Below are 12,874 nucleotides of genomic sequence, written 5' to 3'. Positions count from 1 at the left end.
CTCCTCTATGAATCTATTTTTTTAACTTTAACGAGATCAAAGTATTGTTTAAACTTATTCACATTAATATAACCAGTTCCAGCTTCCATCGTATTTAACATTCCTGTAGTCATCGCCGTTTTAAGAACAGTCTCGACTGTTTGATGTTGATGTAGTGCCACAGCTAATCCTGCAACTGTTGCATCACCTGATCCTACAGGATTGACCACTTCTACTTTCGGAATCGTAACTCTGTAATAGTCCTCACCGTGCTTAACAAATGCACCTTCACTACCCATTGACACGATAATCCACTCAATCCCAGTAAATATTTCATGGTTTAATACTTGCTTTAGATCTATGATTCCCGCTTCCATGTTAATGCTCAACAGCTGATATAATTCCGCTGTATTTGGTTTAATGGCAAATGGTTTTTCTTTATGCACCATCGCTTGTTTTAAAGATTCCCCTGACGAATCCATAATCACTGGAATTTTATTTTTATGACAGATTTCTAGCATTTGATAATAAAAGTTAGTCGGTAACCCTTTCGGCAAACTTCCTGAAATTGTCACAAGTGAAACTGTTGTAAGTAAAAATTCGAATTTCTCTAAAAAATTAATCCCTTCTTCTTTGGATAATGTCGGCCCAGATTCTAAAATCTCTGTTTGCATCCCTTCATGAAGAATAGCAATACAATTTCTTGATTCTTTTTTGATTTTTAAAAAGTCATTTGGAATATTGACTTTATTTAATTCTTGAATAATGTATTCACCAATCGTACCACCAAGCACACCTGTCGCTAGGACAACTTCATCCATTTGAGCAATTACTCGTGCAACATTCAAACCTTTTCCACCAGCAGTTTTATGAACCGTTTCCACACGGTTAACTACATCTAACTTTAATTCATGAATCGGATAGGAAATATCGACCGATGGATTCATGGTGACAGATAAAATCATTGGTACTCCCTCTTTCAGAAAATTGTTTAAGCTTGAAAACGACATACACCATCTAGATAAGTAGCAGTTACATCCATCGTTGGCGTAATCACAATAAAGTCAGCAGCATATCCCTCGGCAATCTTCCCGCATTCGCCATCGAGCTGAATACTTTTTGCTGGTGCAGTACTCGCCATGTAAATCGCTTCCTCAGGCGTGGCAATTCCCCACTCGACGACATTTTTGACAGCATCTTTTAATTGCAAAATGCTACCTGCTAAACTTCCGCTTTCCAAACGAGCCATCCCCTCTTTTACTTTCACAGGAAATTCTCCCAGTTGATAAGTTCCTTCAGGCATACCTCCAGCCATCATACAATCGGACACCATTACAATCTTTTCTCTGCCGCGGATATTCATTAAAACATTTGAGGCAACAGGATGAACATGATGTCCATCACATATGATTTCGGCAAAAACATCTTTTAGATTCATAGCCGCTCCGACCATCCCTGGCTCACGATGGTGTAGTGGACTCATTCCATTGAAAGTATGAATAAAAATAGAAGCTCCTTTTTCTACCGCTTGCTTTGCTTCTTCATAAGTTGCGTCACTGTGGGCCAACGCCACAGCAATCCCTTCTCCTACAGCATATTCAATAAATTCCGCTGCCCCTTTCCTTTCAGGTGCAATCGCGATTTTTTTAATAGTATTATTTGATAATTCCTGCCAAACTTTCAACATATGAACTGATGGGTCACAAAAATATTTCGTGTTTTGTGCTCCTTTATGCTTTTCAGTAAAAAACGGTCCTTCTAAAAAGATTCCTTTAATTTTTGCACCTTGCACTTTTGTGTAATTGGCACCAATCATTTCAACGACGTTATTTAACGATTCTATTGAGGATGTTAAGGTTGTCGGTAAAAAGGATGTAACGCCGCAAGAAAGGAGTCCTACCGAAATTTGGTCCAGTCCTCTAAAACTATTGTCCATAATGTCGTGATTTCTAAATCCATGAATATGTGTGTCTACTAGGCCAGGAGCGATCCAATGTCCTCTATACTCAATAATGTCTGTCGTTTCCTCTGGTTTGTTTTCTGAGAAAATACCGAATTTTCCGTCTTTTATCTCTAAAAATCCAGGCCCTGTGACCATCTCCTCAAGAAAAAACTTATCTGCAAAGATAAAAATAGACATGTATGTTTCTCCTATCCTAGTTACTCATATTCGTAGATGGTAACACCTTTAACGACACGGTTCACTGTTCCTGTCGGTGAAGGTGTATCCGGTGTATTGCCTACTTTCACGGAAGCTAACAGTGAGACTGTTTGCCCAATCATGACAAAAGGTAATGCTAAGTAAGCATCTGGTACAGACTGCGCCTCGCTGCCGAATACAAATCTGTTCCCAGCATAATTAATTTCTCCATCAACCTCGATGGCACAAATATAACTGGCAATGTCGTCCTGCCGCATTTCTTTTAACATATCTAAATCATATTGACGTGTATAAGGATGGTTAGAAACAAACACGAAAACTAATGATTTTTCGTTTACAAATGATTTTGGACCGTGTCGAAATCCGAGTGGTGAATCAAATGCGGTAACAATTTTTCCAGCTGTCAGTTCTAATATTTTTAATTGTGATTCTTTCGCTAAACCTTCTAAACAACCAGAACCTAAGTAAATAATTCGGTCAAAATCAAAATCTACTATCTCTTTGATGACGCCTTCTCTTTGAATGACACTTTCACCCATTTTATAAATTTTTTTCACTATCTTTAATTTTTCTTCAGTCGATATAGAATCAAAAACAAATAATGCCGTTAACGCCATGCAAGTATAACTTCCTGTCATGGCAAATCCTTGGTCGTTTGATTTTTCAGGCATCAATAGCAATAAATTATTTTCATTCCCTACTGCCCGTTTGGCTAATTTACCTTCTTTCGCACAAGTAATCGTTATTTGATACAAATTCGTTACTATTTGCTCAGCTAATTGTACGGCAGCAACACTTTCCGGACTGTTTCCGCTTCTAGCAAATGAAACGAGTAAGGTCGGAAAACCCTTCTTGAAGAATTGATAAGGATTTGAAACTAACGTGGTTGTCGGAATACTTAGTACCTCCCACTGTTGTTCATCGACTTTTTCTATTAAATAAGGGGTGACTGTATCACCGACATAGGCAGACGTTCCAGCGCCCGTAAAAATAACTCGAACCCGATTGTGTTTCGTTACTATTTTTTGTAAAAACTCTTCAATCCCCTCGCTTTTCTCCATATACAAAGCAAAGGTTTCAGCCCATAAATCAGGCTGCCGTTTTATTTCCGCTGTTGTTATCGATGCACCTAACGAAACTAAGTTTTCTTGACTTAATGTAAACATATTCGTCCACTCCTCTACCTATTTACCAGCATTCTCTTCATAAAAGAAGATCGGCACCGCCTCATTACATACCTTCAAACACTCGTAATCCAGCACCAGTAACTCCATTATTTTGTGCCAATGTACTAATACTCATCTGCTCCAAAAGATGTTGCTGCTCAGGAAGCTGATACATTTTCAGCTTCGTTTTAATTAACTTCAGTAGAAATGGATTTTTCACAATGACACTACCGCCAAAAACTATTTTGTGCGGATCTAATAAGGAGGAAATCGTATAAAGTCCTTGAGTTAAGTAGTCGGTTACTTCGTTGATGATGAACTGATATTCCGGTACCTCGTTTATATAACCAGCAAAAACATCCATTGTTGAAATTGTATCTACCTGTAAGTCCCTTTCGGCTATTCTTTGGATCCCTGGCCCAGCAGCGATTTTTTCTAATCGTTCATTGATCCCCTTTGAGAGGACAGGGATCAAGCCTAGTTCTCCAGCAAATCCTGCTCCCCTAAAAAATGAGCCGTTATGAATGATAGAACAAGATATTCCCGTACTTATAGTCACGTAGACAAAGGTTTCATTCCTTTTTACATGCGCTGCTTTCCATTCGGCATAAGCCGCCATATAGACATCATTGTCAATCGTGATTCGCTGGATACCAAATTGTTCCTGCAAACGGACTGAAATAGGAAACTGTCTCCAAGGTAAATTATTTTGAAAAACGGCAATTCCCTTCTCGTAATCCACTTTTCCCGGTACCCCAACGCCAATACCCTCGATATCAGCGATGGAAATCGATGATTTTCTGAGAACTTGTTCCACAGCTTCTACAACTCTACCAAACATTTTTTCCCGATCTGAAGGATCACTTTTTATTTCTGAACGTTCAAGTAGTTCGCCTGTATCCGAAATGACTCCCGCTGCAATCTTCGTTCCCCCAATATCAATGCCGACTGCCTTTTTCATTTGTCCGCACCCCTAGGTTTGTATTTGAAGTATTGAGTAATGTTTTATAATTGTTATCGTTAAACATATGTCTGCGATTCCTTGATCAATCCACTTCCCTGCTTGATTTATACGTATTTCCGATTGTAATCATAAAGTAGCCCTAAGAGACCAGCTAATCCAATCAACATCATACCTAGTTCGAATTTACCAGCAGTTTTTTGGTAGATGATAATCAAAGACAGGCATATGATAAACACAACAAATTTAATAATGAATAGAGCACTAGCCTTCATTTGAAAAATCCTCCCATCGTATTTCACTAGGTGCTAACGTCACTTCTTTCCAATTTCCTTGTCCATCATATACAACTGTCGTTTGTTCAATCATCGAGTTGTTAACAATCACCATTTTTTGAATAGCTGGATATGCATGAACTTCACAATAAATGTTGCTCGCATGATACTTTTGAAACTCTCCTTCTTTATGGGCAGCATAGTATAACGCGCGCATCAGCAGACGCGTATTTTCTTCACTGTATGGCAGCCCTGCTATATAGATAGCTCTGCCTTCTCCAAACGGATGACTAGAAAGATGAACTCCTCCGTTTGAATATTCTATTATTTCGGTTTTTTCTGATAACGCATAAATGTTTTTCATTCCTTCACCAAAATCAAATTGGGTACTGTCTGCAGAAATAAAATGATTTTCGACAGGATTAATAAAATATTTATCTGTTGATAAGCTAAATCCTAGTTCTTTGTCAACACCTAAGACGTTCGCCAACTGAAAATAATGTCCTTCATGCTGATAGGCTGTAGGTTCACCAATGCCTATGAAGCCTCCGCCATTATACATCCAGGCCCTGATTGTAGTGACTAACTTTTCATTAATCCAATTAGCCCCTCCTGAAAAAGCTGTGCCCATATCGCCAGCATTAATGATAACGTCAATATCCTCAGGTATCCCATCGTTAATAACATCATCAAAACTAATGAACGAAACTTCCACGGCAGCCCCGCTCAAGGATTCCAAAACACCTAAATAAGAATAAATTTGTTTATACCATAAGGCATGAGCAACCATATGTGTTTGCCAAGTTCTCAACTTTCCCCAAGAGTTCAAAATTGCAACTTTAAGACCGCTGTATGGTTGAATGCCTTTAATTGTGTCATGAATTTCACGAAATTCCTCAGTAACTTTTTCAATATAAGAGATAAATTCTGGAAATTGATAGGCTAGACTTAAATAACCGCCATAGCCGATACGATCAACAGGATTCCGCAGTAAAGCTCTTCGCGCCGTTAACCAGTTTTCATTCGCTTCAATCGTCGGGTTGTTACCTTCGTAAAAAGTATCTGGGAAGAAATAAGGTAAGAATCGTCCTTCTGTGTAACGAACATGTGGTATATCGGCAATCATACGTAATGTGGCTCCGCCGCCCACACTGCCTACAACTGCGTCCAATCCGATATTTTCAAAGTATTTTCCATACGGTTCCGTACCAATCCAGTTATCCCCAAGGAACATCATCGCTTCCTTGCCACTTTCATGGACAATGTCCACAAGTTTCTTTGCTTCTTCAGCAACAAACTTATGTACAAAATCCATATAATCTAAATAGGCTGGAGTTGGAACTCGAAACGAAGTATTGTAATAGCCTTGATCAACGATGTCTTCCGGTCTTAAACGATAGCCTTTTTCTTGTTCAAAAGCATCCAAAGCAGCAACTGAAACACTAGCACCATATCCGAACCAATCGACAAATTTCTCTTTGCCAAGATTATTGAACACAAGGGTAAAATGATAGAAAAACGTTGTAAATCTGACCACATCTGTATCCGGATTTTCTGTCAGCCATTGTTTTAAATAGGTTTTCATAAATTCATTGGAATGTGGCTGCCTGACATCAAAAGGAATATCATGTGGCTTATCGCCCCAATTATTCGTAATATGATTGTACATTTGGGTTGGATCCCAAATCGCATAGACTAGGAATGAAACCGTATATTCATGCCAAGGAATCGCCTTCGTAATCAAAACACGATTTTGCTCTTCGTTTACTTCCCAATCATTAGCGTCAACAACTTCTCCGGTTGTCCGGTCAATAACCTCCCAGTATTTTTTAGGACTGTGAACGTAATCCGGCTTTAATTGTTCCTCAAAGTAGCCTTTCATAAAATCAATTTCAAGGGTGTCAGTAAGCGCAGTATTGAACAAGCTCATCAAATAAAGTTGCTGGCATTCATCCATGTGCTTCTCTGCGAACTCATTGTGAGCTCGAGCAACAAAATAGGTCGTATAAATTTTCGCATCCAATTGTTTAATATCATCATCTAGTTTCGTTCCATCGCTATCGCGAATCGCATCCGCACCCCATCGTTCCATTAATTCTTTTGTTTCCTTAAGAAAATTTTCTTCACTCGGTAAAGTAACACGGCCTTTTTTCTTTTTCATGTAAATCCTCCTCTAATCCTTTAAACCACCAAGGGTCATTCCTTGTGTTAATTTTTTTTGAACAATGATGTATAAAATCAAAGTGGGCAGCATGACAAGAACCATTCCTGCATACATTTGACCATAGTTCGCAGCAGATTTTTGAGCTGCCATCAAGTTCATTAATCCGACAGGTAACGTTTTATTCGGTCCTGGAATTAATGTTAAGGCAATAATGTATTCGTTCCAAAAGGCAAGGAAATTAAATAAAATGACGGCAATAATACTTGGACGAGCTATCGGAATCATGACTGAAATCATTGTTTTGAAATACCCGGCACCATCGACCAACGCCGCTTCCTCATATGTGGATGGAAGCGATTGAAAAAAACTAGACAGCAAGTAAATGGTAAATGGTAACGCCGTCGCCGCATATACCACAGCTAAAATAAATAAATTGTCTAGTAGAAATCCATCACCAAGTTGGCCTCGTAAAAAGGTATCTCCGTCCAATAACATCAAGAAAATTGGAACAACAATGTAGTTCACATTGATGAATAACCCAGCTTTAAAAAAAGTATTTATTAATTTGCTTCCTCTAAAGGTATATCTTGCCAACACATAGGCTGCTGGTAAGGCCACAATCAATAAAATAAGCAGAGCCAACGCAGTTACCATGACTGAATTAAACATATAGGTACCCATATTTGCCTTTTGGAAAGCATCGATAAAGTTTTGAAAATAGAAACTTTTCGGCATGGCCCAAGGACTTCCATAAAACTCCGAGTTTTTCTTCACTGAGGCTAAGAAAACCCATGCAACAGGAATAATAATAGAAATTGCTAACGTAATCAGTGCTACATAGATAAAACAGCGATATATTGCTTCTGTAGTCATTCCTTTTTGGGGCTTCATTGTTTTTGGGGCTTGATAAGCTGTTTCAACAATCATTTCTTTTTGGGTTTCCATCATTTTTGGATCTCGATAAGCTGTTTCTGTTGTCATTCTTTTTTGTGTTTCCATCGTTTTTGGCCCTCCTTAATACTCCAACACTTCCCTTTTAGTGACACCGCTGATAATTGCAGATAATGCGAATGAGAATAGGAAAATGACCACCCCAATAGCCATACCGTAACCGTAAGAAGAATTAGTGTAAGCCTGCTTATACATGTAGCTTAAAAACACTTCCGTCGATCCGTCAGGTCCGCCGCCAGTCATCGCTTGAACGAGTAGAAAACTTAAATTAATCGTACTAATAACGAAGAAAGTTAACGTCGTCCGAATGTTATTCCAAATTAACGGTAAAGTAATACTAAAAAATTGTCTGATCCGTCCAGCACCTTCCAAAGCAGATGCTTCATAAAAACTTTCGGGGATACTTGCCATTGCCGCCATATACATGACCATGTAGTAACCAATTGCTTGCCAAATAAGTGCCCCGCCGATGCTGAAAATAGCAATTTTTTGATTGCCGAGCCACATCTTTTGAAGGTTTTCAAGGTTAAATAAAGCAAGTATATTATTTAACAACCCTGTAGTTGGGTCATATACTGCAGAAAATATTCCCGCGATAACTACAACGGATAAAACATTAGGAATATAAAAAATAATTCGAAAGAAGCTTTTCCCTTTTATTTTTTCTCTTGTTAACAAAGTGGCAAACAAGATTGCCAGCACCATCGTGACAAGTGTGACAATAACAATCAATACGATACTGTTTTGGAGAGATCGAAAGAAATTCATATCATTCCATAAAATCTTGAAGTTATCGAGCCCAACAAATACCTTATTATTAGAAAATCCTCCCCACTTATATAAGGACATCCTGAATACTTCAATCGTAGGAACAATCATAAAAATGGCTAACAGGATTAGTGCGGGTGCAGTACAAACAAAAATAAAAATTCTTTTTTCTGTTGTCTTATTCATGCCATCACCTCAGTTAATAAGTACAATGGTGAAACTAGCGACTCACCATTGTACGTAGTGAAAACTAAAAAACTAAAAAACTAAAAAACTAAAAAACTAATTTATTTTAATACAGACCGTAATTGGTCACTCGTTTTTTCAACAGATTTTTGCCAATCTTCCACTTTTTTATTACCAGACATAACACTGTCTATCGTTCTGAATAATGTGTCTGCCATGCTAACACCTTCAACGGCTTTCGTTGCGGCAAATCCACCTGTCCCCACTTTCGCTCCATTATCATAGATACCATAGAATAATTTATTACTACCTGTCAGTTTACTAGAAATACCTTTGATCGGCTGTATCGCACTAGATTCTGCAAATTTTTCAACGGCTTTATCCGAATAAACAAACGTCAAGAAATCTTTAGCAGCTTGTTTATTTTTAGCTGCAGAAGGAATCCACATTTGTTCAAAATAAGTAAACGCATAACGGTCGCTGCTAGCATCAAAGCTTGGTAAAGTCATCATGGCCCATTCAAAACCTTTCGATCGAGGCGCTTCTCCCATTTCACCAACAACCCATGTACCGTTTGGCATGAACAGCGCCTTATTATCGAGAATCAATTGTTGATTTTTCTTATAGTCTTTGTCATTGGCATTCGCAACAGTTGTTTGCTCTGTATATTTTGATAACTTTCCGAAAATTTCGAAAACTTTAGTTGCTTCAGGAGTTTCCCAAATACCATTTTCATATTTCATAGCTTTATTGTAGAACTCCGGTCCCCCCAGCCCTAATAGTAAAGTATAGAAAAATGTATCAAAATAACCAGTGGTAGGATAAGTAAATAAAGAAATTCCTTCTGCTTTCGCTTTATCTCCCAAAGTCCACATTTCGTCCCAAGTTTTTGGTACTTCCCAACCTTTTTCCTTTAATAAGCTGGCATTATAAAATAAACCAGTTGGACTATAGAACATCGGCGCCATGTAAGTTTTGTCATCGTTATAAGGATTAGTGGCCAATGTACCAGTAATCCCTGGTATCAACTTATCTTTCACTTTAACCTCTTCACCATAAACGTTCTTATCTAAAACGTCTGTAATGTCTTCTAAAGCTTTATCTTTAATTAATGTTTCTGTAAGTGCCTGTTTTCTCCCGGTTGCTAACAACACAACATCCGGATAGTTTCCTGCTTTCATATTCGAGCCTATGACATCCTCAAGATTTTTGTCCACCGTCAATTTAACATCAACTTTTGGATTAGCAGCTTCATATGCATCAATCACTTTGGTCCACATCTCTTTACCATAAGCCGATTCAAGTGCTGCCACATGAAGGACTTGTTTTTTACTAGAGTTTGTACCTTCCTTAGAGTTATCAACTTTTGTATTATTACTCTGGCAGGCTATTAAACTAAAAGATAACAAAGCTGTCATTACAGACAACAATAACTTTTTTTTCATCTTTATCTTACCCCCATCTCCTAATCTTCCTTTCATAATTAAAGAATACAAAATAGATAACGCTTTCACAATAAACATCTTGTTCTGTTTTTTAGATATCTTGCTTTTTACTGCATATCCCACTAAAATCTTTATAATATAGATAAAAAGTCTACAAAGGAGGGATTCATTTGTCCAATGAAGTATATGAGATTCCACAATTTCAACGAAACCATCTTCCAGTAAAACTACTTTATATTACGAAATCAAAATACGATAAAGATTGGCATAGCACCATTCACGCGCATCACTTTACAGAGCTATTGTATATTACCAAGGGCAAAGGAACTTTTATCTTTTACAAAGAAGAAATCCCCGTCCAAGAGCACAATTTGATTATCATCAATCCCAATATCGAGCATACGGAAAAGTCTGATACGAATCACCCACTTGAATACATCGCACTTGGTATTCAAGGCCTGTCCTTTTCATCTATAGAAAATCCTAGTCCAGTCACTATTCACAACTATAAACAAGATCAAAAAAACTTCCTCTTCTACCTTCAGCAATTGGTCGAGGAAGTGGAAAACCATCAAGAAGATTACGATTTAATTATACAAAATATTCTGGAAATTTTGTTACTTAAGATGATGAGAAAAAAATCTTTCAATGTAGAGAAAACATCTACTCAAAAAATCAATAAAGATATTGAATTTATTAAAAATTATATTAAGCAGCGTTTTCACGAAAATATCAGCCTGGATACTTTAGCAAGCATCAGTCATATTAATAAATATTATCTATCCCATTCCTTTAGGAAATTCGTCGGTGTTTCGCCTATTGAATACTTAATTCAAACTCGTATTAGAGAAAGTAAAATATTGTTAGAAACTACCAACTATTCGATTTCTAATATTTCAACCATTACCGGTTTTTCTTCTCAATCATTCTTTGCACAATCATTTAAACGAGAAACGAATCTATCTCCTTCACAATACAGAAACGCTATAAATTCTAGCAAAAACAAACCAGGTTCTAGTGCAAAAATTTAAAGATAATTGCAATGAATCTATAATTTTTTGACATATTGTTACTACCATTTTAGAAAGGGGGGTTTTCATTTCTCATGCAACGATTATACGTTGAGTTCATCAGTATGGTCCTGAATTGGACAAAAGAATCGGGCATCACCTCAAACAAACAAATGACTCTTGGCGAATCGATGAAACATATATCAAATTAAAAGGTCAATGGATATATCTGTATCATGCTGTTGATTCGAAAGGAAACACAATTGATTTTTTCCTAAACAAACAAGAGACCAGAAGGCTGCAAGGCGTTTTTTTCAAGAAAGCTTTGCGGTCTTTTCAAGTTTCAAAACCACATATTATAACAGTCGATAAAAACCCGGCTTATCCTATAGCAGTTGAACAGTTGAAAAAAGAAAAAAGCATACCTGATGGTATGCAACTTAGACAACAAAAGTACTTGAATAACATAGTAGAACAAGATCATCGCTTTTTAAAGAAGCCCATCCGTTCTATGCTAGGGTTCAAATATTTTGACACAGCTATATCCATTCTTTCTGAAGTAGAAACCATGTATATGATTAAAAAAACAGCTTGATTTACGAGACCAGTCTGTCCAAAATCAGAAAGAATTCATCCATCAATTGTTTGGACTTGCAGCATAAGATACAATTCCGTTAGGAATATATGCGCTTTATTCTCTTTTATTTTTGCATCAAAATCGAAAAATGAAGCCTAATTCATATAAAAAGGAGTGTTCCTATGATTCAGCAATTAAAAACATATTATGGTAAAGATATAAAGATTAATGAAGCCGTTTTGTCTGAAGATTATAGCTGGTTTTTAGTTGAAGGAAACAAAGTAGGGATTCGAAAAACTCGATTACATCAAAGGGAACGTCTATTGCTTTCATCCATCTTAACGCCTATTCATACTGATACATTTTATGAAACAGAAAAAGAAAAATCGTGGTATGAAGTATTATATAAAAATAAGAACATTCCTATAGTGTCGGTTCGTTTTTTACACTTCTTCACAATGCAACCTATAGTAGAGAGAGAAGAATTTCAAGATGCTTTACAATCTATGTTTTCTTTCACCACTACAGCAATATGGAAAACTTCGCAAACCGGCGTCCTCATCTTAGAAGAAAATATACCGGAATCTGTATTGCAAACAGCCCTGGATACACTAGAAACAGATTTTTTTATATCTCTATCCTTCTTTATTGGAAGACACTATACGCAAACAAATGAAATTGCTCGTCTGTATCAATGGGAGCGAAATTTATTTTCTGTTCTTTCTCCCTATTTATCTAAAAAAATTACACACATTGAACAACTGCTCCCTTATCAATTAATGATCTCATTACCGAAAGAAGAAAGAGAAAAGTACACGAATCAATTATTAGCACACATTTCAAATGACAAAGAACTAATAGATAGTGTTAAAGCATTCTTCCAATGTAATTTAAATGTATCTCTTGCAGCTAAACAATTATATTTACATCGTAATACTTTGCAGTATCGAATTGATAAATTCATTGAAAAAACGGGAATTAATATAAAAACTTTTGAAGGTGCAGTAGCAGTTTATATGGCATTTCTTTCTATGGATATCTCTTGACACTCCCATGACAGACCGTATAGGTTCATGGGCTACGGTACTGTTACCATACCGTACAGATTGTTTCGTTTTCATTATGTTGTAGGGTCTTGTACTTGACGATATATATTGTTTTACGCACGAAATGAAATTGATCTGTGTAACCTCATACAATATTCATTTTTCAGATAACTTCATTGTTTTAG

The 12,874-nt window shown here is 36.9% G+C and carries 11 protein-coding genes and 1 pseudogene; 3 read left to right on the top strand and 9 right to left on the bottom strand.

Annotation, left to right across the window (positions count from 1 at the left end; all coding sequences use genetic code 11):
- Window positions 1-5: 5 nt before the first annotated feature.
- The 9 genes from lacC to MHH42_RS29230 form a co-directional block, all read right to left on the bottom strand.
- Window positions 6-944 carry a tagatose-6-phosphate kinase gene (lacC, locus tag MHH42_RS29270; protein ID WP_340895088.1) on the bottom strand — a complete coding sequence of 313 codons (939 nt, stop codon included), beginning with the start codon at window positions 942-944 and terminating at the stop codon, window positions 6-8.
- Between the two features lie 26 nt (window positions 945-970).
- Window positions 971-2,119 (bottom strand): N-acetylglucosamine-6-phosphate deacetylase, encoded by a 1,149-nt coding sequence (gene nagA / locus MHH42_RS29265; RefSeq protein WP_340895086.1) that lies wholly within the window; start codon window positions 2,117-2,119, stop codon window positions 971-973.
- Window positions 2,120-2,139: 20 nt separating this feature from the next.
- Window positions 2,140-3,306 carry an SIS domain-containing protein gene (locus MHH42_RS29260; RefSeq protein WP_340895084.1) on the bottom strand — a complete coding sequence of 389 codons (1,167 nt, stop codon included), beginning with the start codon at window positions 3,304-3,306 and terminating at the stop codon, window positions 2,140-2,142.
- Window positions 3,307-3,370: 64 nt separating this feature from the next.
- On the bottom strand, window positions 3,371-4,267 hold the full coding sequence (locus MHH42_RS29255) for an ROK family protein (protein WP_340895082.1): 897 nt from the start codon (window positions 4,265-4,267) through the stop codon (window positions 3,371-3,373).
- Between the two features lie 107 nt (window positions 4,268-4,374).
- The gene (locus tag MHH42_RS29250) at window positions 4,375-4,542 is read right to left on the bottom strand and encodes a DUF6903 family protein (RefSeq protein ID WP_171903035.1); all 168 of its coding nucleotides are present in this window, start codon (window positions 4,540-4,542) and stop codon (window positions 4,375-4,377) included.
- Entirely contained in the window at window positions 4,532-6,703 is a 2,172-nt protein-coding gene (gnpA, locus tag MHH42_RS29245; protein WP_340895077.1) for a 1,3-beta-galactosyl-N-acetylhexosamine phosphorylase, read from the bottom strand. The genes MHH42_RS29250 and gnpA overlap by 11 nt, the downstream gene beginning before the upstream one ends.
- 12 nt (window positions 6,704-6,715) lie before the next feature.
- Window positions 6,716-7,705 carry a carbohydrate ABC transporter permease gene (locus MHH42_RS29240; RefSeq protein WP_340895074.1) on the bottom strand — a complete coding sequence of 330 codons (990 nt, stop codon included), beginning with the start codon at window positions 7,703-7,705 and terminating at the stop codon, window positions 6,716-6,718.
- 15 nt (window positions 7,706-7,720) lie between these two features.
- Window positions 7,721-8,611, bottom strand: a complete 891-nt coding sequence (locus MHH42_RS29235) for a carbohydrate ABC transporter permease (RefSeq protein ID WP_340895072.1) — start codon at window positions 8,609-8,611, stop codon at window positions 7,721-7,723.
- A gap of 101 nt (window positions 8,612-8,712) precedes the next feature.
- Window positions 8,713-10,056, bottom strand: a complete 1,344-nt coding sequence (locus tag MHH42_RS29230) for a carbohydrate ABC transporter substrate-binding protein (protein ID WP_340895070.1) — start codon at window positions 10,054-10,056, stop codon at window positions 8,713-8,715.
- Between the two features lie 170 nt (window positions 10,057-10,226).
- On the opposite strand from MHH42_RS29230, the gene MHH42_RS29225 reads away from it, so the two are divergent.
- From MHH42_RS29225 to MHH42_RS29215, 3 genes and pseudogenes are all read left to right on the top strand, one after another.
- Window positions 10,227-11,087, top strand: a complete 861-nt coding sequence (locus tag MHH42_RS29225; RefSeq protein ID WP_340895068.1) for an AraC family transcriptional regulator — start codon at window positions 10,227-10,229, stop codon at window positions 11,085-11,087.
- A gap of 46 nt (window positions 11,088-11,133) precedes the next feature.
- Window positions 11,134-11,728, top strand: a pseudogene (locus MHH42_RS29220) (IS6 family transposase); the annotation flags it as partial.
- 97 nt (window positions 11,729-11,825) lie between these two features.
- Window positions 11,826-12,689 carry a PucR family transcriptional regulator gene (locus tag MHH42_RS29215; RefSeq protein WP_340895066.1) on the top strand — a complete coding sequence of 288 codons (864 nt, stop codon included), beginning with the start codon at window positions 11,826-11,828 and terminating at the stop codon, window positions 12,687-12,689.
- Window positions 12,690-12,874: the final 185 nt, after the last annotated feature.

The organism is Bacillus sp. FSL L8-0099, assembly GCF_038006385.1.
Classification (GTDB): Bacteria; Bacillota; Bacilli; order Bacillales; family Bacillaceae_G; genus Bacillus_A; species Bacillus_A toyonensis.
Note: the sequence above shows the minus strand (reverse complement) of the source record. Positions and strands in the feature narration are given on the sequence as shown.

Coding starts and splice junctions, on each gene's coding strand:
- lacC (WP_340895088.1), bottom strand. CDS start 944: ATGATTTTATCTGTCACCATGAATCCATCGGTCGATATTTCCTATCCG.
- nagA (WP_340895086.1), bottom strand. CDS start 2,119: ATGTCTATTTTTATCTTTGCAGATAAGTTTTTTCTTGAGGAGATGGTC.
- MHH42_RS29260 (WP_340895084.1), bottom strand. CDS start 3,306: ATGTTTACATTAAGTCAAGAAAACTTAGTTTCGTTAGGTGCATCGATA.
- MHH42_RS29255 (WP_340895082.1), bottom strand. CDS start 4,267: ATGAAAAAGGCAGTCGGCATTGATATTGGGGGAACGAAGATTGCAGCG.
- MHH42_RS29250 (WP_171903035.1), bottom strand. CDS start 4,542: ATGAAGGCTAGTGCTCTATTCATTATTAAATTTGTTGTGTTTATCATA.
- gnpA (WP_340895077.1), bottom strand. CDS start 6,703: ATGAAAAAGAAAAAAGGCCGTGTTACTTTACCGAGTGAAGAAAATTTT.
- MHH42_RS29240 (WP_340895074.1), bottom strand. CDS start 7,705: ATGGAAACACAAAAAAGAATGACAACAGAAACAGCTTATCGAGATCCA.
- MHH42_RS29235 (WP_340895072.1), bottom strand. CDS start 8,611: ATGAATAAGACAACAGAAAAAAGAATTTTTATTTTTGTTTGTACTGCA.
- MHH42_RS29230 (WP_340895070.1), bottom strand. CDS start 10,056: ATGAAAAAAAAGTTATTGTTGTCTGTAATGACAGCTTTGTTATCTTTT.
- MHH42_RS29215 (WP_340895066.1), top strand. CDS start 11,826: ATGATTCAGCAATTAAAAACATATTATGGTAAAGATATAAAGATTAAT.